The sequence below is a fragment of the Amycolatopsis sp. lyj-23 genome (assembly GCF_046549135.1).
Lineage (GTDB): Bacteria > Actinomycetota > Actinomycetes > Mycobacteriales > Pseudonocardiaceae > Amycolatopsis.
The window spans coordinates 162,352-182,847 of sequence record NZ_JAJPWN010000009.1 but is presented as its reverse complement, the minus strand read 5'-3'; the positions used below and the strand labels follow the sequence as shown (position 1 = coordinate 182,847).

Annotated in this window: 18 protein-coding genes; 11 read left to right on the top strand and 7 right to left on the bottom strand. The window is 72.7% G+C overall.

What is annotated here, in order from left to right; genetic code table 11:
• Window positions 1–130 precede the first annotated feature (130 nt).
• From ACLJPY_RS23465 to ACLJPY_RS23440, 6 genes are all read left to right on the top strand, one after another.
• Window positions 131–1,477, top strand: a complete 1,347-nt coding sequence (locus tag ACLJPY_RS23465) for a ferric reductase-like transmembrane domain-containing protein (protein ID WP_410591851.1) — start codon at window positions 131–133, stop codon at window positions 1,475–1,477.
• Window positions 1,478–1,486: 9 nt separating this feature from the next.
• Window positions 1,487–2,005: an FMN-binding protein gene (locus tag ACLJPY_RS23460; protein ID WP_410591491.1), complete on the top strand. Its 519-nt coding sequence runs from the start codon at window positions 1,487–1,489 to the stop codon at window positions 2,003–2,005.
• Entirely contained in the window at window positions 2,002–2,742 is a 741-nt protein-coding gene (locus ACLJPY_RS23455) for an FAD:protein FMN transferase (RefSeq protein WP_410591489.1), read from the top strand. Before ACLJPY_RS23460 ends, ACLJPY_RS23455 begins: the two co-directional genes overlap by 4 nt.
• 64 nt (window positions 2,743–2,806) lie before the next feature.
• Window positions 2,807–3,187 carry a VOC family protein gene (locus ACLJPY_RS23450; protein ID WP_410591487.1) on the top strand — a complete coding sequence of 127 codons (381 nt, stop codon included), beginning with the start codon at window positions 2,807–2,809 and terminating at the stop codon, window positions 3,185–3,187.
• The gene (locus ACLJPY_RS23445; RefSeq protein WP_410591485.1) at window positions 3,184–4,008 is read left to right on the top strand and encodes a class I SAM-dependent methyltransferase; all 825 of its coding nucleotides are present in this window, start codon (window positions 3,184–3,186) and stop codon (window positions 4,006–4,008) included. Before ACLJPY_RS23450 ends, ACLJPY_RS23445 begins: the two co-directional genes overlap by 4 nt.
• Before the next feature lie 9 nt (window positions 4,009–4,017).
• Window positions 4,018–4,995: an asparaginase gene (locus ACLJPY_RS23440; RefSeq protein WP_410591483.1), complete on the top strand. Its 978-nt coding sequence runs from the start codon at window positions 4,018–4,020 to the stop codon at window positions 4,993–4,995.
• Window positions 4,996–5,000: 5 nt separating this feature from the next.
• On the opposite strand, the gene ACLJPY_RS23435 is transcribed toward ACLJPY_RS23440, so the two are convergent.
• From ACLJPY_RS23435 to ACLJPY_RS23425, 3 genes are all read right to left on the bottom strand, one after another.
• The gene (locus ACLJPY_RS23435; protein ID WP_410591481.1) at window positions 5,001–5,480 is read right to left on the bottom strand and encodes a cysteine dioxygenase; all 480 of its coding nucleotides are present in this window, start codon (window positions 5,478–5,480) and stop codon (window positions 5,001–5,003) included.
• Window positions 5,481–5,665: 185 nt separating this feature from the next.
• Entirely contained in the window at window positions 5,666–6,682 is a 1,017-nt protein-coding gene (locus ACLJPY_RS23430; RefSeq protein ID WP_410591480.1) for an NAD(P)H-dependent glycerol-3-phosphate dehydrogenase, read from the bottom strand.
• Entirely contained in the window at window positions 6,682–7,401 is a 720-nt protein-coding gene (locus tag ACLJPY_RS23425) for a lysophospholipid acyltransferase family protein (RefSeq protein ID WP_410591478.1), read from the bottom strand. Before ACLJPY_RS23425 ends, ACLJPY_RS23430 begins: the two co-directional genes overlap by 1 nt.
• Window positions 7,402–8,156: 755 nt before the next feature.
• Here ACLJPY_RS23425 and cofC point away from each other — a divergent pair.
• From cofC to ACLJPY_RS23410, 3 genes are read left to right on the top strand one after another with little or no spacing between them, the layout of a single operon-like run.
• Complete coding sequence (cofC, locus tag ACLJPY_RS23420) at window positions 8,157–8,768, top strand: 2-phospho-L-lactate guanylyltransferase (RefSeq protein ID WP_410591476.1); 612 nt, start codon at window positions 8,157–8,159, stop codon at window positions 8,766–8,768.
• 42 nt (window positions 8,769–8,810) lie between these two features.
• A complete protein-coding gene (locus tag ACLJPY_RS23415) occupies window positions 8,811–11,171 on the top strand; it encodes an RNA degradosome polyphosphate kinase (protein ID WP_410591474.1) in 2,361 nt (786 codons plus the stop codon).
• A complete protein-coding gene (locus ACLJPY_RS23410) occupies window positions 11,168–12,121 on the top strand; it encodes an NUDIX hydrolase (RefSeq protein WP_410591472.1) in 954 nt (317 codons plus the stop codon). Before ACLJPY_RS23415 ends, ACLJPY_RS23410 begins: the two co-directional genes overlap by 4 nt.
• A gap of 91 nt (window positions 12,122–12,212) precedes the next feature.
• Here the strand turns inward: ACLJPY_RS23410 and ACLJPY_RS23405 are convergent, their stop codons facing one another.
• From ACLJPY_RS23405 to leuC, 4 genes are all read right to left on the bottom strand, one after another.
• Window positions 12,213–15,005 carry a BTAD domain-containing putative transcriptional regulator gene (locus ACLJPY_RS23405; RefSeq protein WP_410591470.1) on the bottom strand — a complete coding sequence of 931 codons (2,793 nt, stop codon included), beginning with the start codon at window positions 15,003–15,005 and terminating at the stop codon, window positions 12,213–12,215.
• A 901-nt stretch (window positions 15,006–15,906) separates the two neighbouring features.
• Window positions 15,907–16,614, bottom strand: coding sequence for an HU family DNA-binding protein (locus tag ACLJPY_RS23400; protein ID WP_410591469.1), 708 nt, complete (start codon window positions 16,612–16,614; stop codon window positions 15,907–15,909).
• 165 nt (window positions 16,615–16,779) lie between these two features.
• Window positions 16,780–17,379, bottom strand: a complete 600-nt coding sequence (gene leuD / locus ACLJPY_RS23395; protein ID WP_410591468.1) for a 3-isopropylmalate dehydratase small subunit — start codon at window positions 17,377–17,379, stop codon at window positions 16,780–16,782.
• A 20-nt stretch (window positions 17,380–17,399) separates the two neighbouring features.
• The gene (leuC, locus tag ACLJPY_RS23390; RefSeq protein ID WP_410591467.1) at window positions 17,400–18,833 is read right to left on the bottom strand and encodes a 3-isopropylmalate dehydratase large subunit; all 1,434 of its coding nucleotides are present in this window, start codon (window positions 18,831–18,833) and stop codon (window positions 17,400–17,402) included.
• Between the two features lie 136 nt (window positions 18,834–18,969).
• Between leuC and ACLJPY_RS23385 the strand changes: the two genes are divergently transcribed.
• Window positions 18,970–19,671 carry an IclR family transcriptional regulator gene (locus tag ACLJPY_RS23385; RefSeq protein WP_004560682.1) on the top strand — a complete coding sequence of 234 codons (702 nt, stop codon included), beginning with the start codon at window positions 18,970–18,972 and terminating at the stop codon, window positions 19,669–19,671.
• Between the two features lie 51 nt (window positions 19,672–19,722).
• On the top strand, window positions 19,723–20,430 hold the full coding sequence (locus ACLJPY_RS23380) for an MBL fold metallo-hydrolase (RefSeq protein ID WP_410591466.1): 708 nt from the start codon (window positions 19,723–19,725) through the stop codon (window positions 20,428–20,430).
• The last annotated feature ends 66 nt before the right edge of the window (window positions 20,431–20,496 follow it).

Below are 20,496 nucleotides of genomic sequence, written 5' to 3'. Positions count from 1 at the left end.
CCCCGGCGGGCCGGGCGAGGCGGAACCGGGGGCCGACAGGATTCCGACAGCCGGCACCCAGGCTCGCCACAGCCTGCGCGGCGAGGCTGGCCTTCGTGAACCGAACCGAACGGGAATCCGTGTGACCACCATGACGCAGACCGCCGAGGCCGCGCGCCCGGCGATCCGCCCCCGGATCGCCGCGAAATCCGGCCTCTTCCTCTTCCTCGGCGCCAACGTGGCCGCCGTGACGCTCCTGTTCGTGCAAGCCGGCGTTTCGCAGAACGTGCTGATCACCATCGGCAGGCTCGCCGGGCTGTACGGCGCGCTGGCGATGGCGTTCCAGCTCCTGCTGGTGGCCCGGCTGCCCTGGCTGGACCGCAGGCTCGGGATGGACCGGCTGACGACGTGGCACCGCTGGACCGGCTTCACGATCCTCTGGACCCTGCTGGCGCACCTGGTGTTCATCACCATGGGCTACGCGGAGGTCTCGAACAAGGGTGTCGTCGACGAGCTGGTCGACATGGCCGACACGCTCGAAGGGATCCTGCGGGCGCTGGTCGCCTTCGCGGTGATCCTCGTCGTCGGTGCGGCCTCGGCGAAGTTCGCGCGCAAGCGCCTGGCCTACGAGACGTGGCACTTCATCCACCTCTACACCTACGCCGCGGTGCTGCTGGCGTTCACCCACCAGATCGCGCTGGGCCAGTCGTTCGCCGGCTCGGAGCCGGCGAAGGCGTACTGGTGGACGCTCTGGCTCGGCGCCGGCGCCACCGTGCTCGCCGGGCGCGTCGTCCTGCCGCTGTGGCGGAACCTGCGCCACCAGCTGCGCGTCACGGCCGTGGTGTCCGAGTCGCCGGACGTCGTCTCGGTGTACATGTCCGGCAAGCACCTGGACAAGATGCCGGCCAAGGCGGGGCAGTTCTTCCTGTGGCGGTTCCTGACGAAGGACCGCTGGTGGCAGGCCAACCCGTTCTCGCTTTCGGCCGCGCCGGACGGCCGTTCCCTGCGGCTGACGGCGAAGGCGCTCGGCGAGTCCAGCGCGGGGCTGCGCAACCTGCGCGTCGGGACGCGCGTGTTCGCCGAAGGCCCGTACGGCGCCTTCACGACGATCCACCAGCGGCGGCCCAACGCGCTGCTCGTGGCGGGCGGGGTCGGGATCACCCCGATCCGCGCGCTGCTGGAGGACATCGACGGCCACGTCGTCGTGCTGTACCGGGTCCGCAACCAGGCCGACGCGGTGCTGCTGCCGGAGCTGAACGAACTGGCCAGGGCCCGCGGCGCGGTCGTGAGCCTCCTCACCGGACCGGACCAGGCGGTCGGGCCGCGCGGGGTGATGCTCGGGCCGGCGAACCTGCACATGATGGTGCCGGACGTGCACGAGCGGGACGTGTTCGTCTGCGGGCCGCCGGGGATGACCTCGGCCGTGCTGCGCAGCCTGCGCGAGCTGCGCGTGCCGAACTCCCAGGTCCACGCCGAACGCTTCAGCCTCGCGGCCTAGGGGGACGTGGTGAAGAAGACCATTTTCGTCGTCGCGCTGTCCATCGCCGGGTTCATCTCGGTCTGGCGGTTCGAACCGGGACCGGTGCAGCACACCTCGGCCGTCGCCCAGGCACCGCCGCCGCCGGTCACCGCACCGTCCACATCGGCCGCTCCGGCGACCACCACCTCGCCGTCTCCGTCCACTTCGGCCGGTCCGGCTCCGTCCACATCGGAGGCACCGGCCACCTCGCCGCCGCCGTCCACCCGGAGCACCAGGACCGAGCCGGTGATCACCCGCGGCAGCGCGGAGTCGAGCCGCTACGGCACCGTGCAGGTGCAGGTGACGTTCACCGGCGCCCGGCTCACCGCCATCACCCTGCTGCAGGCCCCGGACAGCGGCCGGTCGCTCACCGCCCTGCCGAAGCTGCAGGAGGAAGCGATCAACGCGCAGAGCGCCGCCATCGACACGATCACCGGCGCGACCGAAACGAGCGAGTCGTACAAGAAGTCCCTGCAGGCCGCGATCGACGCGAGAGGCGCCCGATGACGAACCGCGTCGAACAGGTGATGGGCCTGCCGATCTCCCTCGACCTGCGTGACGAAGGCGACTTCGCCGAGGTCGTCGACGACGTCTTCGCGTGGTTCCGCGACGTCGACGCGCGGTTCAGCCCGTTCAAGGAGGACAGCGAGGTCAGCCGCTACGACCGCGGCGAGCTGACAGCTGCCGAGCTGAGCGACGACCTCATCGAGGTGCTGGAGCTCTGCGCGTACTACGAGCAGCTCTCCGGCGGGGCGTTCCGCGCGCGGCTGCCGGGCCGCGGTCTCGACCCCTGCGCGGTCGTCAAGGGCTGGGCGGTGCAGCGCGCGGCCGACCTGCTGAAGGCCGAGGGCGCGACGACGTTCTGCCTCAACGCCGGCGGCGACGTCGTCACGGCGGGCGAGCCCCAGCCGGGGCGCCCGTGGCGGGTCGGGGTGCGCCACCCCGAGCAGCCCCTGGCGGTGTGCGCGGTCCTGGAGTCCCGCAACGGCGCGATCGCGACGTCGGCGGCGTACGAGCGCGGCTCCCACATCCTCGACGGCCGCTCCGGCACCCCGGCGACGGGCCTGATGAGCGTCACCGTCGTGGCCGGCGACCTGGTGACGGCGGACGCGCTGGCCACGGCGGCGTTCGCGATGGGCGAGGAAGGCATCACCTGGGCGGCCGACCGGCCGGACTGCGAAATCCTCATCGTCGACGACAGCCGGCGCGTGCACCGGACGGCGGGGCTGGCGCTGGCGTCCTGAAATCGTTGGCTCTGCCCGGGGTGACTCGGCCAGACTCGGGCCGTAGCCGTCTTCGAGGAGTGCCATGCCGTCGTCCGTCCTGCACGTGTCCGTCGATTGCGCCGACCCGTACCGGCTGTGCCGGTTCTGGAGCGAGGTCACCGGCAAACCGATCCCGGACACCGTGGCCCCCGGCGACGACGAAGTGGGCATCGCCCTCGAAGGCGGCATCGACCTGCTGTTCCTCCGGGTCCCGGAACCGAAGACGGTGAAGAACCGCCTCCACGTGTGCCTGCAGCCGGACGGCCCGCGCGACGAGGAGGTCGAGCGGATCCTGGGCCTGGGCGCGACGCTGGTGAACGACCTGCGCAAGCCCGGCGGAACGGGCTGGGCGGTGCTCGCCGACCCGGAGGGCAACGAGTTCTGCGTGCTGCGCAGCGCGGCCGAGCGGGCGGCGACGTCGTGACGGATTCGTTCGCCGTCAACAAGGCCAACTGGGACGACCGCGCGGTGCTGCACGCGGCATCGCCGGACTACGCCTTCGACCGGTTCGCCGCGGACCCGGCCCACCTGAGCGACGTCGTGCGGTTCGACCTCCCGCGGCTGGGCGACCTCGCCGGGCTGCGCGCGGTGCACCTGCAGTGCCACATCGGCACGGACACGGTGTCGCTGTCCCGGCTGGGCGCGGCCGTGACGGGCCTGGACTTCTCGGGCGCGGCTCTGGCGGAGGCCCGGCGCCTCGCCGCGGCGGCGGGCGCGTCGATCGGCTACCACGAAGCCGACGTCCACGACGCCGTCGAGGTGCTCGGCGCCGGCCGGTTCGACCTGGTCTACACCGGGATCGGCGCGCTGTGCTGGCTGCCGTCGGTGGCGCGCTGGGCGTCGGTGGTCGCCGGCCTGCTGCGGCCGGGCGGGCGGCTGTTCGTCCGGGAGGGGCACCCGATGCTGGGCACCCTGGACGAGAACGACCCGGCGGTGCCGCGGTACCCGTACTTCGAGCACGCCGAGCCGCTGGTCTTCGACGACCCCGGGACCTACGTCGCCGTCGACCGGCCGCTGCGGCACACCGTCACCCACTCGTGGAACCACTCGCTGGGCGAGCTCATCACGGCCCTGCTGGAAAACGGCCTCGCGCTGACCGCGTTCACCGAGCACGACAGCGTGCCGTGGAACGCGCTGCCCGGGCAGATGGTGCTCGAGGAGGCCACCGGCGAATGGCGGCTGGAGGACACACCGTCGCGGCTCGCGGCGAGCTACACGCTCCAGGCCGTCAAGACGGCTGAATAGGGTGGCCGCATGCCTTTGCTAGCGGTCGCGACCCTCGGCGGCACCATCTCGATGGCTCCGGAGAACCGGGGCGGCGGGGCCGTCCCGCGGCTCGGCGCCGCCGACCTGCTCGGCGGCCTCGGCGACCTGCCGATGGACGTCCTGGCCGAGACGCTGGCCGGCGTCGGCAGCGCGTCGCTGGACTTCGCGACGCTGCTGCGCTGCCGCGACTGGGGGCTGCGGCAAGACGCCGACGGGTTCGTCGTCGTCCAGGGCACGGACACCCTCGAGGAGACCGCCTGGTTCCTCGAACTGACCTGGCCGTCGGAGATCCCGGTGGTGGTCACCGGGGCGATGCGCAACGCCGGCCTGTTCAGCCCGGACGGCCCGGCCAACCTGCGCAACGCCCTGACCGTGGCGGCCGACCCGCGCAGCCGGGGCCGGGGCGTGCTGGTGACGCTGAACGACGACGTCCACGCGGCACGCTGGGTGCGGAAGGCGCATTCGAGCCGGCTGGACGCGTTCTCGTCGGCGCCCGCCGGGCCGCTGGGCATGGTCGTCGAGCACGCCGTGCACTGGTTCCACCCGTCACCGCCGCGGCCGCCCGCGCTGGCGGGCGACGACTTCGGCGGCCTGGTCCCGGTGGTGGAAGCGGGCCTCGACGACTCGGGCGCGGTGCTGGCGCACGCGGCTGCCCAGCCGGGCGTGCGCGGAGTGGTGATCGCCGCGACCGGTGCGGGACACGTGTCGTCCGCGACGGCCGACGTCGTGGCGCGGCTGGTGCGCTCGATCCCGGTCGTGGTGGCGTCGCGGACCGGAGCCGGGCCGACGTTGCGCTCGACGTACGCCTTCCACGGCTCGGAGTCCAGCCTCATCGCGCTGGGCGCGACCATGGCGGGCTGGCTGGACGCGCGGAAGTCCCGGATCCTGCTGCACACGCTGCTGGCGTCCGGCGCGGACCGCGACGCGATCGAGCGCGAGTTCCGCCGGCGCGGCGACCTGGACTGAAACCGTCAGCCCGGGATCGGGCCGTCCACCGGGTCGAGGTGGTACGGCCGCATCGCGCGGCCCGCGTCGCGGTAGACGTGGACGGAGATGGCCGGGTCCGGCCCGTCGTTGCGGACCTCGTGCACGTACCCCGGCCCGAACACCCGCGACTGCCCCGCGGACAGGGCGTGCAGCTCGGTGACCGCGCGGCCGTCCGGGGCGCGGCGGGCCACGGCCTCGGTCAGGTGGCCGCCGACCACGGTGAAGGCGCCGCTGGCGAACGCGTGGTCGTGCAGGTCGGTGCGCTGGCCGGGCAGCCAGCTCATCAGCCAGACCTCTTCACGCTCGTCCTGCGACACCAGCGTCGCGAAGCGCTCGTCGGGGTCGTAGCGCAGCAGGTGGCGCCAGCGGTCGCGGTCGGCGGCGATCTCGAGGGCGACGCGCACGGGGTGGCGCAGCGCGGGGTTTTCGGGACGCAGCAGGGTGTTGTCCGGAACGGCGAACATGGGAGGTCCTCACGGGAAGAATGCGTCGAGCTGGGCCGGGGCTGGGTTCACCGACAACAGCGACACGCGCACACGCCCGCGCGGAGGGCCGTGCGGCCCCGCGGCTGAGTCGTCTCGTGCGCGAACATGCGATCAGAGTCCCAGCCGCTTCCCACCCGGTCAAGCCGTCCCACGTGCCGGGAGGGTCAGGACCACTCGTGCTTCTGGGACCGCCCGAGCAGCTCGGCGCCCGCCCGCCGGGGGTCGACGCCCTCGTGGCAGACGCGGTGCATGGCGTCGGTGATCGGCATGTCGACCCCGAGGCTCTGCGCCAGCGCCCGGATCGACGAGCACGACATGACGCCCTCGGCGACCTGCCCGCCGGTGGCCGCCTGCGCCTGTTCCAGGGTCTCGCCGCGGCCGAGGCGTTCGCCGAAGGTGCGGTTGCGCGAAAGCGGCGACGAGCAGGTCGCGACCAGGTCGCCGACGCCGGCGAGCCCGGCGAAGGTGAGCGGGTCGGCGCCGAGCTTCGCGCCGAGCCGGGCCATCTCGGCCAGCCCGCGCGTGATGAGCGTGGCCATCGTGTTGGTGCCGAGGCCGAGGCCGGCGGCCATCCCGGTGCTGAGCGCGATGACGTTCTTGCAGGCGCCGCCGAGCTCGCAGCCGACGACGTCGGTGTTGGTGTAGGGCCGGAAGTAGGAGTTGGCGCAGGCGCGCTGGATCGCGACGGCGCGTTCGTGGTCGGCGCAGGCCAGCACGGAGGCCGACGGCTGCCCGGCGGCGATTTCCTTGGCCAGGTTCGGCCCGGTGACGACGACGACCTCGCCGGCCGGGATCCCGACGATCTCGCCGATCACCTCGCTCATCCGCTTGAGCGTGCCGAGCTCGACCCCCTTGGCCAGGCTGACCAGGACGGCCTCGGGCGGCAGCAGGGCGCGCCACGCCGTCAGGTTGGCCCGCAGGCTCTGGCTGGGCACGGCGAGGACGACGGCGTCGGCATCGCGCAGCGCTTCCGCGGGGTCGCTGGTGGCGGTGATCGTCTCCGGCAGCGTCACGCCGGGCAGGTAGGCGCTGTTGGTGTGCCGCTCACGGACGTCCTCGGCGACCTGCTCCCGGCGCGCCCACACGGTGACGTCCCGGCCGGCGTCGCCGAGCACCTTGGCGAAGGCGGTGCCCCAGGAGCCGGCCCCGAGCACGGTGACCCGCTGCACGTCGGTGCGCATCAGGCGGGGTCCTCCGGCTTGGTCGCGGGCGGTTCTTCGTGCCGGATTTCGGCGAGGAGCCGGGTCACCTCGTCCATCATGACCTTGGTGACTTCGCGCAGCTTGGTGGCGCTGCGGGTGTTGCCGCCGCGGTGGGCGGACAGGTCGATCGGGTCGCCGACGGAGTGGGTGATGGTCTTGCGCGGGAAGGGCGTGAACTTCTTCGTGTAGCCGTTGAAGATCTGGCTGGTGCCCCACCGCGCGATGGGGATGACGGGCACGTCGTTCTGCAGCGCGAGCCGCGCGGCGCCGGTGAAGGACTCCTTCGGCCAGCCGGCCGGGTCCTTGGTGATGGTGCCTTCGGGGTAGATGACGACGATCTTCCCGTCTTGCAGGGCTTGGTGAGCGGCCTTGAGACTGTCCCCGGCGGCGGCCGACCCCCGCGAGACGGGGATCTGCCCGGACCCGCCGACGATCGGGCCGAGGATCGGCGCGCGCAGCAGGCTCTCCTTGAAGAGGAACCGCGGAACCCGCTTCTGCCGGTGCACGAAGACGGCGTCGACGGCGGGATCGAAGTGCGAGATGTGGTTCATGACGAGCAGGGCGGGCCCCTGCCGCGGAATCTTCTCGGCCCCGACGTAGACCCGCCGCCCAATGGCGGTGAGCGGGTAGAACAGTACGGCGGCGAGCCCCACCCAGAAGCCGCCCTTCTCACGCCGGGCCACGATCTCCTCCTCCATCGGTCACATCCGGCGTTGATCCTGCCGCGCCGGGCTCGGGGCAGTCCAGGGAGGGTCGGTTGGGGGGCGGGGTCGGGGGGTTTGAGCAGGGGTTTCCGGGGTCGGGTGTCCGGTTTGCGGGGGTGTGTGGGCTGGTCGTTGGTGGGGCGGGGTGACCTGGTCCGTCGGGTCGAGGCGGGGGCCGGCTGGGGTGATGGGTTGCCGGGCCCGCGGATCGGGTGGCTGGATCGTGGCTGGGCTGCGGCTTGCCGGATCGGTTCGGCGGGGTGCGAGCGCGGTTGGTCTGGTCCGCGGGCCGGTCGAGGGCCGTAGGTTCGGCAGGTCCGGCTTGGCCGGGAACCGGGCCGTGTGCGCGGGATCACGAGCTGCACGCCCTGAGTGGCCCCCGGCTGGTCGCGTGCCACCGGACCACCGAACTCGTACCAGTTCGGCGCGAGGCCGATCCAACGCGGCGGAAGCCGCCCCACACACAGCCCGCCCCACACACAGCCCGCCCCACACACAGCCCGCCCCACACACAGCCCGCCCCACACACAGCCCGCCCCACACACAGCCCGCCCCACACACAGCCCGCCCTCCCAAGGGGGCCGCCATCCCCCAACGGGGCACCCCCGATTTCGACGCTATCGCCCCCACCCGACAAAACCCCGCCCCCAACCCCCACCACCCCCCGAGTTGTCCACAACCCCCGTCGCCTGTGGACAACCCGGCCGACCCGCCGACACCGGCGAAAGCTTTCCGGTAAAGATGGACACGTGGACGTGGATCTGGTCGTGCCGATGAAACACCCCCGCGACGGCAAGTCGCGGCTGCGCGGTGCCGTCGAAACCGACCGCCATCCCGGCCTCGTCCTCGCGCTCGCCAAGGACACCCTCGCCGCCGTCGTCTCGACCGCGCACGTCCGGCGCGTCCTGCTCGTCGCCGCCGATCCCGGTGCCGTCGCCGAACTGGGCGAACTCGGGGTCGAAATCGTCGAAGAACCCGCCGAGAAGACCCTCAACGCCGCCTTCCGGCACGGCGAAGCCCTGCTCAAAGCCGACGATCCGGGAGCCGTCGTCGGTGCGCTGCAAGCCGATCTTCCCGCGCTCAGCGCCGGCGATCTCGCCGCCGCCCTCGTCGAGGCCGCCGGGCGGCGGGCCTTCGTCGCCGATCGGCAGGGCACCGGGACCACCCTGCTGCTGGCCGCGCCCGGCGCGCCGCTCGATCCGCGCTTCGGGCCCGGGTCCGCGGGACGGCACGCCGCTTCCGGTGCCGTCGCGCTGGCGCAACCGCTGCCGACCCTGCGCAGCGACGTCGACACCTCGGATGATCTCGCTCACGTGCGCGCCCTCGGTGTCGGAAAACACACTGCCGAGCTGTTCATCTGACCTTCACCGTGGCCTGCGCAATCCGGCCCCGCTTAGTGAAGAATGGGGGCCGTGAGCACAGACGACGGCGGCACGCCCGCACCGCGGAGGCGACGGAACCCGGCCAGCGCCGAGACGGCGAAGAAGACGACCACCGCCAAGAAGGTCCCGTCCAAGTCGACCGCGCGGGACACCGCCGCGCGTGCCACCGCCGGCAAGGCGCGCAACCGCAAGACCACGACCGCCGCGGCCACCCCGGCGGCGACGCGGCGACGCAGCTCCGCGCACGGCAACGCCCGGGCGGCCGAGGAGTTCCGGGCCGTGCCGTCGGCGCCGCCCGCGGTCACCACCGCGCCGACCGCCGTCGAGACGCTGCCCGACGACCGGTACTTCAACCGCGAGCTGTCGTGGCAGGACTTCAACGCGCGCGTGCTCGCGCTGGCCGAGGACGAGTCGCAGCCGCTGCTGGAGCGCGCTAAGTTCCTCGCCATCTTCGCGTCCAATCTGGACGAGTTCTACATGGTCCGCGTCGCCGGCCTGAAGCGCCGCGACGAGACCGGCCTGCTGGTGCGCAGCGCCGACGGCCTGACCCCGCGCGAGCAGCTGGGCTACATCGCCAAGCGCAACCAGGACCTCGTCGAGCGGCAGACCGGCGCCTTCGAGAAGCACCTGCGCCCCCAGCTCGCCGAGGAGGACATCCACATCGTCGGCTGGGCCGACCTGGCCGGCGCCGACCAGCTGCGGCTGTCCAGCTACTTCTCCGAGCAGATCTTCCCGGTCCTGACGCCGCTGGCCGTCGACCCGGCGCACCCGTTCCCGTACATCTCGGGCCTTTCGCTCAACCTCGCGGTGACGGTCCGCGACCCGGAGGGCGGCACCGAGCGCTTCGCCCGCGTGAAGGTGCCGAGCAACGTGCCGCGCCTGATGCGCATCGAGACCGAGCGGACCAGCCGGACGGCGACGTTCCTCCCGCTCGAGGAGCTCATCGCCGCCCACCTGGGTGAACTGTTCACCGGCATGGACGTCACCGAGCACCACGTCTTCCGCGTCACCCGCAACGCCGACTTCGAGGTCGACGAAGACCGCGACGAAGACCTGCTGCAGGCCCTCGAACGCGAGCTGGCGCAGCGCCGCTTCGGCCCGCCGGTGCGCCTGGAAGTCGCGCAGGACATGAGCGAGCACATGCTCGAGCTGCTGCTGCGCGAGCTGGACGTCGACCCGGCCGACGTCGTCGAGGTGCCCGGCCTGCTGGACCTGACCTGCCTGCACCAGCTGTCCGCTGTGGACCGCAAGGAGCTGAAGGACCGCCCGTTCGTCCCGGCGACGCACCCGGCGTTCGGCGAGCGCGAGACGCCGAAGAGCGTGTTCGCGACGCTGCGCGAGGGCGACGTGCTGGTGCACCACCCGTACGACTCGTTCTCCACGAGCGTGCAGCGCTTCATCGAGCAGGCGGCGGCCGACTCGAAGGTCCTCGCCATCAAGCAGACGCTGTACCGGACGTCCGGTGACTCCCCGATCGTCGACGCGCTGATCGACGCCGCCGAGGCGGGCAAGCAGGTCGTCGCGCTGGTCGAGATCAAGGCCCGCTTCGACGAGCAGGCCAACATCACCTGGGCGCGGACGCTGGAGCGCGCGGGCGTGCACGTCGTCTACGGCCTGGTCGGGCTGAAGACGCACTGCAAGGTGTCGATGATCGTGCGCCAGGAGGGCTCGACCATCCGCCGCTACTGCCACATCGGCACCGGCAACTACAACCCGAAGACCGCGCGGCTCTACGAGGACATCGGCCTGTTCACCGCCGACCCGAGCATCGGCGCGGACGTCACGGACCTGTTCAACGTCCTGACCGGCTACTCGCGGCAGGACACCTACCGGACGATCCTGACGTCACCGCACGGCATCCGCCGCGGCATCGTCCGCGCGATCGGCGAGGAGATCGAGCTCGCGCGCGCCGGGCAGCAGGCCGGGATCCGGATCAAGTGCAACTCGCTGGTCGACGAGCAGGTGATCGACGCGCTGTACCACGCGTCGCAGGCCGGGGTGCCGGTCGAAATCGTCGTCCGCGGGATCTGCACGCTCAAGCCGGGCGTCGAGGGGCTGTCGGAGAACATCCACGTCCGGTCGATCCTCGGCCGGTTCCTGGAACACTCGCGGATCTTCAACTTCCGCGCGGGCGGGACGCACTGGATCGGCAGCGCGGACATGATGCACCGCAACCTGGACCGGCGGATCGAGGCGCTGGTGCGCGTCAAGGACCCGAAGCTCACCGCGCAGCTGGACAACATCTTCGACTCCGCGCTGGACCCGGCGACCCGCTGCTGGGTGCTGACCGAGAGCGGCGAGTGGTCGCCGTTCCCGGCCGACGGCTCGCGGGTGCGCGACCACCAGCTGGAACTGGCGAAGCTGCACGGGGCCGCCGGATGACCCAGGAGGTACGGGCGGCCGGCGCGGTGCTGTGGCGCGTCGACGCCGGCGCGACGGAAGTCGCGCTGGTGCACCGCCCGCGGTACGACGACTGGTCACTGCCGAAGGGCAAGCTCGACCCCGGCGAGACGATCGCCGAGGCCGCGGTGCGCGAAGTGCGCGAGGAGACCGGGTTCACCGCGGTCCTGGGCCGCTACCTGGCCCGGACGGCGTACCCGGTGCCGTCGCGCCGCGGTTCCGGGACCGTGCCGAAGACCGTCGACTACTTCGCCGCGGAAGCGGTTTCCGGCGCGTTCGCCGCCAACGACGAGGTCGACGAGCTGCGCTGGCTCGAACCGACGGCGGCGGAGGAGCTGCTGACGCGGCCGGAGGACGTCCGGGTGCTGCGGGCGTTCTGCGAGCTGCCGGTGGGCCTGACGACGCTGCTGCTGGTGCGGCACGCGAAGGCGGGCAAGCGCGACGAGTGGTCGGGCGACGACGACCTCCGCCCGCTGTCGGAGGCGGGCCGGCGCCAAGCGGCGGCGCTGCGCCGGGTGCTGTCGTTGTTCGGCCCCGACCGGGTGCTGTCGGCCCCGCGGCTGCGCTGCGTGCAGACGGTGCACGGGGTCGCGGACGACCTCACGGCCGAAGTCCGTCACGAGCCGCTGTTCTCGGAAGAGGGCTACTGGCCGGACCCGGTCCTGGGCGTGGCGCGGCTGCTGGCGGTGGCCGGGGACGGCGGGACGCCGGTGGTGTGCAGCCAGGGCGGCGTGATCCCGGACCTGGTGAGCGCGCTGGCGGACCGCGACGGCGTCGAGCTCTCCGCCGCGCGCGGCGGGGTGGTGCCGAGCAAGAAGGGTTCGTTCTGGGTGTTGTCGTTCCGCCCGCCGACGGACTCGCAAGGCCCGCTGCTCCTGGCCGCGGACTACCACCCGAGCGCGCTCCCGGCCCCCTCCCCCAGCCGCTCCTGAGCCGCACCGGGGAGTGCGCTGCCGGCCCGAGACAGCGGCGTGACAGTCGATCTTGGTGTACTCGTCCCGGGTCCCGCTGGGCTGCGCCGGGCTAGGGGTACGGCGCATCCCCGGGCGAGGGGGTTTCTGTCGGCACCGTGGCCAGCAGGGCCTGCACCTGCGCGACGCGAGGGTCGCCGAGGCGCTGGCTGACGGTCAGCGCCTCGGCCCAGTGACCGCCGGCCTCGCGCTCGCGCCCGGTGCGGCGCTTGAGCCTGCCGAGGGTGATCTGGACGTCGATCGTGCCGTAGTCGGCGTTCAATTCCTTCAGCTCCGCCAGCGCGTCGAGCCCTGCCCGCTCCGCTTCGTCGTGCCGGCCGGCGCCTTCGAGGGCCTCGGCGACGTTCCCCAGCGCGAGCGCCGCGTGGTAGCGGTCGCCCAGTTCCGCGAACGCTTCGTGGGCCGCCTGCGCCGCTTCGGCGGCGTGGTCGTAGTCACGCAGGCCGATGCGGGTCGCGCTGACGTTGAGGAGCGCGTGCGGCACGAACGTGCGCTGGCCGTGGTCGCGCGCGAGGCGGACGGCTTGGAGCGCGTGGCGTTCGGCTTCGGCGTACTCGGCGCGGACGTAGTAGGCGCCGGCGAGGTTGGACAGGATCGCCACCGCCAGCGCGGTGCCGTCGCCGCTCTCGGACGCGGCGCGCGCTTCCTCCAGCGCTTCGAGCGCCTTGTCCGGCTGGAGCGTGCGCAGGTAGGCCGAGCCGAGGTTGTTGGCGCTGTACTGCAGGCCGGTGCGGTCGCCGGTGTCGCGGGTCGCGGCGACGGCCGTGCGCGCGGTGGCGATCCAGTCGTCGCGGTCGTGGCGTTCGGCGAAGAACCCGCGCAGGAGCCAGGCGAGCTTCCAGGCGTGCGCGGTCCAGCCGTGCCCGGCGGCGATGCCGACGAGTGCGGTGAGGGCCTGGCGTTCGGTGGTGTACCAGGCGATCGTCTGCTCGTGCTGCGCGAAGCGGACCGCGGGCAGCGGCGGCGGGTCGAGCGTGATGTCGTCGGTCAGCAGGTCCGGCCGGACGAGCTTGTTCGCTTCGGCGACGCTCGCGAGGTACCAGTCGAGGAGCCGGCGCAGCGCCGTCGCGCGTTCGGCCTCGCTCGTCTCGGTTTCGACGAGCTCGCCGGCGTAGACGCGCAGGAGGTCGTGGAACTGGTAGCGGTCGGTGCCGGGCTGGTTGAGCAGGTGGGCGGCGGCGAGCTGGTCGGCGAGCTCCCGCGCTTCGCGCAGGTCGGCGCCCGCGAGCGCGGCGGCCGAGGACAGGCTGAACCCGTGCCCGGGGTGCAGGCCGAGCAGCCGGAAGAAGCGGGCCGCGGCCGGGCGCAGGGCCTTGTAGGACCAGGAGAACGCGGCCCTCAGGTCGGTCCCGGCGTCCTGCGGGTCGCGCAGGGTGTCGAGCCGCAGCCGCTGGTCGCGGAGTTCCTCGACGATGCCCGCGAGCGAGACGCCGGAAAACCGGGAAGCGCGCTCGCCGGCCAGTGCCAGTGCCAGCGGCAGGCGCCCGCAGAGCTCGGCGAGTTCGGCGACGGCACCGGGCTCGGCGGCGACGCGCTGCGGCCCGACGCTGCCGGCGAGCAGCGCGGCCGCGTCACGGTCGTCGAAGGAACGCAGCGCGATGCGGCGGGCGCCGTCGCGGGCTACGAGACCGCGCAGCTGGTTGCGGCTGGTCACCACGACGAGGTTGCCGGACCCCGGTAGCAGCGGGCGGACCTGGTCGGCGTCGCGGGCGTTGTCGAGCAGCATGAGCGTGCGGCTGCCCGCCAGCCTGCTGCGCAGCAGGGCCGAGCGTTCCTCCACTGTGGCGGGCAGGGTTTCGGCCGGGACGCCGAGGGCGCGCAGGAAGCCGGCGAGCGCGGCGCCGGGCGTGACCGGGGTTTCGGCGGAGTGGCCGCGCAGGTCGAGGAACAGCTGGCCGCCGGGGAAGCGCTCGCGGACGCGGTGGGACCAGTGCACGGCCAGCGACGTCTTCCCGACGCCGGCGGTGCCTTCGATGACGACGATGCCGGACGCGCCCCCGGGCGGCAGCCGGTCGAGTTCGGCGAGTTCGGGGCCCCGGCCGGTGAACCCGGCGACGTCGAAGGGCAGCTGCCGCGGCACGGTGTGCCCGGCCGGGCTCGTGTCGGCGGCGAGCAGTTCCGCGTGCAGGCGGCGGAGGTCTTCGCCGGGTTCGACGCCGAGTTCGTCGGCGAGCAACGCGCGCAGGCCGGCGTAGCGCGCGAGCGCCTCGGCCCGGCGCCCGGACCGGGCGAGCGCGCGCACCAGCCGTTCCCACAACGACTCCCGCAGCGGGTGCTGCGCGACGAGGTCGGTGAGTTCGGCGACGAGCCGCGCATCGGGCACGAGGCCGGCGTCGAGGTCGATGCGCTGTTCGACGGCGAAGAGGTAGCGCTCGGTCAGCAGCGGCCCCCATTCGGCGGCCAGCGCGGGCGATCCGACGCCTTCGAGCGGAACACCGCCCCAGGCGTCGAGGGCGGTGGCGAGCAGGTCCCGGCGCCGTCCGGGTTCCGCGGCGGCGGCCTGGTCGAGGGTCCGGAGGAAGCGCAGGGCGTCCACCCGGGACGGGTCGAGGACCAGCCGGTAGCCGTCCGGTTCGGTGACGACGGTGTCGTCGCCGCAGAGGCGGCGCAGGCGCATGACGTAGGTTTGCAGGCTGCCCCGGATGTGCGCGGGCGGCGTTTCGCCCCAGACCCCGCGCGCGAGGGCATCGATCGACACGAGCCGCCCGGCGGAGAGCGCGAGGGTGGCGAGCAGCGCCCGCTGGCGCGAACTGGTCAGCAGGACCGGCGAACCGTCGACGAGCACCTGGAACGGGCCGAGCAGCCGGATGTCGATGGTGGTCGCCCCCAGGTTCGCCTCGCGCAAGCCCGGCCCCGCCGGACGCGGGCCCCGAGGAACGCAGCGTGGCACCACTCGGCCGGGCGCTCAAGCAACTTTGCGAAATTGGCCGGAACCGGTTTCGAGGTGGGCGTTGGGCCGAGCGGGTGATCCGGGAGTCTGTTCGGGACACTGCCGACGGCGGTGCGTGATCCCCCGCTCGCGGGTCCGACTCGCGACGGCTCAGCCGAACCGACTCAAGTACGTGCGGGGTCGATTCGGGTGCGAGGTCCGGTCGGCCCGGGTTCGGAATGCGGTCGGCTCGCGCGCCCGAACGGTCGGCCTGCGTACCTGGACAGTCGGCTCACTTACCCCGACAGTCGGCTCGCGTACCTAGAAGGTCGGCTCGCGTAGGGGTTGCGGTCGGCTTGCGTACCTGGACGGTCAGCCTGCGTACCTGGACGGTCGGCCTGCGTACCTGGACGGTCGGCCTGCGTACCCGGAGGGTCGGCTTGCGTACGTGGGAGGTCGGATCACGAGCCGGGGCAGTCGGATCACTGGCGCGGGCTGCTGTTCGCGGGCGCGGGCGTGGATTGTTCGGTCGGGCAGCCGGTTTCGCTCCGGCTTGGACTCGACCTGCCATCCGACCGTGCAGGTACGCCAACCGACCCTCTGGGTACGCAGGCCGACCCTCCCGGTACGCGGGCCGACTCTCCAGGCACGCGACCGACTCCCCTGTACGCGGGCAGGCGTTGCCGCGCGCGAGCAGCGGCTGTCTGGTCGGGGCGGACTTCCGGTCGATGACTTGCGCTGCGCCGGGGCTGAGATGCGGCAGGGCCCCGCGCGTCGCGCGGGGCCCTGGCGGAAAGTTGCTCGTTCAACAGGGGGTCGCCCCCGGGGGGTCCCCCGGATTTCACGTTACCGGAGGGGTCTGACAGTTTCGGGCCGGTCAGTCCTTCTTCGCCGCGGCCGCGGCGGACGTTCGCCTTGCCGGGGTCTTGGTCGTGGTCGTCTTGGCTGCTGTGGTCTTGCGGGCCGTGGTCGTCTTCGCCGCCGGAGACTTCGCGGCCGTGGCCGGCTTAGCAGCTGTGGCCGGCTTCGCCGCCGCCGGAGACTTCGCGGCCGTGGTCGATTTCGCAGCCGTAGCCGACTTCGCCGCCGTCGCGGGCTTCGCAGCCGTCGCGGACTTCGCGGCCGTGGTCGACCTCGCACCTGCGGCCGGCTTCGCCGCCGCCGACTTCGCCGCTGTCGTCCTCGTCCGGGTCGTCGCCGGCTTCGCCGCCGCCGCCGTCGTCGCCGACTTTGCCGCGGCCGTCTTCGGAGCCGCTGCCGGGCGGGAGGTCGTTGTCCTCTTCGCCGGTGTTGCCTTCGGGAGCTTCTTCGCGCCGGAGACCACGTCCTTGAACGTCGTTCCCGCGCGGAACGCCGGGACGTTCGTCTTCTTCACCCGCACCGCCTCGCCGGTGCGCGGGTTGCGGGCCGTCCGGGCCGCTCGGGCGCGCTTCTCGAACACGCCGAAACCCGTGATGTTGACCTTCTCGCCCTTGTTGACCGTGCGGATGATGATGTCGACCAGACCGTCGACCGCCTCGGCGGCGGCCTTCTTGTCGCCCAGGCGCTCGGTCAGCGCCTCGATCAGCTGGGCCTTGTTGGCCATGTCCAGTCCTCCAGGAAGGCTCCACGGCCGCGTCGGCCGGCTAGCGACACGGTATTACCTACGCAGCGCGAACTCCAACGGCACAGGGAAAGTTTCCCCGTGCCGCCACCATCCGGGAAGCAGTGGGTGGGATCCCTTGACGAGCAAGCGATCCCACCCCCGGGCCTAGGCGGTCACCGGCGTCGTCGTCGGCTTCCAGGACGGGCGGCTCGCCTCGAAGCCGTCGATCTCGCCCGCGTGGCGCAACGTGAGCGCGATGTCGTCGAGGCCCTCCAGCAGGCGCCAGCGGACGTAGTCGTCGATCTGGAACGGCGCGGTGAAGTCCTTGGCCCGCACGGTCTTGGTCTCGAGGTCGACCGTGACCTCGGTGCCGGGCTCGTTCTCCAGCAGCTTCCAGAGCAGCTCGACGTCGTGCTGCTCGCACTGCGCGGCCACCAGGCCGCCCTTGCCGGAGTTGCCGCGGAAGATGTCGGCGAACCGGGCGGAGATGACGACCCGGAAGCCGTAGTCCATCAGCGCCCAGACGGCGTGCTCGCGCGACGATCCGGTGCCGAAGTCCGGGCCCGCGACCAGCACGCTTCCGTTCCGGAACGGCTCCTGGTTGAGGATGAAGTCCTCGTCGCCGCGCCAAGCGGCGAACAGGCCGTCCTCGAACCCGGTCCGGGTCACCCGCTTGAGGTAGACCGCCGGGATGATCTGGTCGGTGTCCACGTTGGACCGGCGCAGCGGGACGCCGACGCCGGTGTGCTGGGTGAACGGTTCCATGGCTGTAGCTCCTCGGGTGGTCAGCGGGCGGCGGTCAGCAGGTCTTCCGGCGACGACAGCGTGCCCCGCACGGCCGTGGCGGCGGCCACGAGCGGCGAGACCAGGTGCGTCCGGCCGCCCTTGCCCTGCCGGCCTTCGAAGTTGCGGTTCGACGTCGACGCGCTGCGCTCGCCCGGCTTCAGCTGGTCCGGGTTCATGCCGAGGCACATCGAGCAGCCCGCCTGGCGCCACTCGGCGCCCGCCTCGGTGAAGACCTGGTCGAGCCCCTCGGCCTCGGCGGCCTTGCGGACGCGCATCGAGCCGGGAACCACCAGCATGCGGACCGAGTCCGCCACCTTCCGGCCGCGCAGCACCTCCGCCGCGGCCCGCAGGTCCTCGATCCGGCCGTTGGTGCAGGAGCCGAGGAAGACGGTGTCGACCGAGATCTCCCGCAGCGGCGTCCCCGGCTTGAGGTCCATGTAGGACAGGGCCTTCTCCGCGGCGATGCGGTCGTTCTCGTCCCCGATGGCCTCCGGGTCCGGCACCTCGGCGCCCAGCGGGAGGCCCTGGCCGGGGTTGGTGCCCCAGGTGACGAACGGTGTCAGCTCGCCCGCGTCCAGGTACACCTCGGCGTCGAACTCGGCGCCTTCGTCGGTGCGCAGCTGCCGCCAGTTCTCGACCGCCGCGTCCCAGTCCGCGCCCTGCGGTGCGTGCGGGCGGCCCTTCAGGTAGGCGAACGTCGTCTCGTCCGGCGCGATCATCCCGGCGCGGGCACCGGCCTCGATCGACATGTTGCAGACGGTCATCCGCGCCTCCATCGAAAGCGCCTCGATGGCCGACCCGCGGTACTCCAGGATGTAGCCCTGGCCGCCGCCGGTGCCGATCTTCGCGATCACCGCGAGGATGACGTCCTTCGCCGTGACGCCGGGCCGCAGCTCGCCGTCGACCGTGATCGCCATCGTCTTGAAGGGACGCAGCGGCAGCGTCTGCGTGGCCAGCACGTGCTCGACCTCGGACGTGCCGATGCCGAAGGCGATGGCGCCGAACGCGCCGTGCGTGGAGGTGTGGCTGTCGCCGCAGACCACCGTCATGCCGGGCTGGGTCAGGCCGAGCTGCGGGCCGATGACGTGCACGATGCCCTGCTCGGCGTCACCCATCGGGTGCAGCCGGACCCCGAACTCCTTGCAGTTGCGGCGAAGGGTGTCGACCTGGGTGCGCGAGACCGGATCGGCGATGGGGAGCTCGATGTCGACGGTCGGGACGTTGTGGTCCTCGGTCGCGATGGTGAGGTCGGGGCGGCGCACCGGCCGCCCGGCCAGGCGGAGGCCGTCGAAGGCCTGCGGGCTGGTCACTTCGTGCAGCAGGTGGAGGTCGATGTAGAGCAGGTCCGGTTCGGCGCCTTCGCCTCGGCGCACGAGGTGGCTTTCCCACACCTTCTCCGCCAGCGTGCGGGCCTTGCCGGTCGGGCTGGTCATCTCCGGCTCCTTCCACGGGTCGGAACTCGGGCGCGCACCGGCGGAACGGATGCGAGCCGCGAAGGAAGGGCGCAGCTCGAGTTCGGGGTTTCCCAGATACTGGACTTCCCAAAGTGCGGGACGCTAGTATCGGTTCGTGGGACAGCATAGCGGTATCGGAGTACTGGACAAAGCAGTGGCCGTCCTGCAGGCGGTCGCGGACGACCCCTGCGGCCTCGCGGAACTGTGCACGCGCACGGGCCTGCCCCGGGCCACCGCGCACCGGCTCGCGGTCGGCCTCGAGGTGCACCGGCTGCTGCGCCGCGGTCCGGACGGGCGCTGGCGCCCCGGTACGGCGCTGGCCGAGCTCGCGGGCGGTTCGACGGACCCGCTGCTCGACGCGGCGGGCGTGGTGCTCCCGAAGCTGCGCGACGTCACGGGCGAAAGCGTCCAGCTGTACCGGCGCGACGGCGTCCAGCGCGTGTGCGTCTCGACGGCCGAGCCGCCGAGCGGGCTGCGCGACACGGTGCCGGTCGGTTCGCGGCTGCCGATGACGGCCGGCTCGGGCGCGAAGGTGCTCGCGGCCTGGGCGGACCCGCACACGCAGCGCACGATCCTGGCCGACGCCGTCTTCGGCGAGCGCACGCTCCTCGAGGTCCGGCGGCGCGGCTGGGCGCAGAGCGTGGCCGAACGCGAGCCGGGGGTGGCGAGCATCTCGGCCCCGGTGCGGGACTCCGCGGGGACGGTGGTCGCCGCGGTGTCGGTGTCCGGGCCGATCGAGCGGATCGGCCGCAAGCCGGGCGCGCGCTGGGCCGCGGACCTCCTGGCCGCGGCGGACGCGCTGCAGGAACGCCTCTGAGTTCCATTGCGCTCCATTGCGCCGGGCCGTCGCGCCTGGCACGGTGACCCGATGCTGAACGAGGTGGCCGACGGCGTTTGGGTGCGGCAGAGCGAGTGGGTCTGGAGCAACACCACGGTGGTGCGCGGGGACGACGGGCTGGTCGTCGTCGACCCCGGCATCCACGGCGCCGAACTCGACGCGCTGGCCGACGACCTGGACCGGCTCGGGATCCCGGTCGTCGCCGGGTTCTCCACGCACCCGCACTGGGACCACCTGCTCTGGCACCCCCGCTTCGGCGACGTCCCCCGGTACGCCACGGCCGCCAACGCCCGCATCGCCGGTGAGGCGCGGGAACGGGCCCAGGCCATGGCGAAGGAAACCGCGCCGGACATCCCCCTTGAACCGATCGCCCGCCTCACGCCGCTGCCCGCGGACGGCACCCCGATCCCGGGCGAGATCATCGAGCACGACGCGCACGCCGTGGGCCACGCCGCCGTCCTGCTCGCCGACCGGGGCGTGCTGATCGCCGGCGACCTGCTGTCCGACGTCCTGATCCCGCTGCTCGACCCGCGGCGTGACGAGCAGCCCGACGCCTACCAGGCCGTGCTCGACCGGCTGGAGAAAACCGCCGAACACGTCGACGTCCTCATCCCCGGCCACGGCGAGGTCGCCGAGGGCCGGGAGATCGCGGCCCGGTTCGCCGTCGACCGGGCCTACCTGGACGCGCTCCGGCGGGGCGAGGACCCGGAGGACGAGCGCTGGGGCAAGCGCAAGTAGCGCCGTTCGGGTGACCGCGGGCGAAACCGCGTATTCGGTGACGACGGCCACGTCTCCTCATAGTCG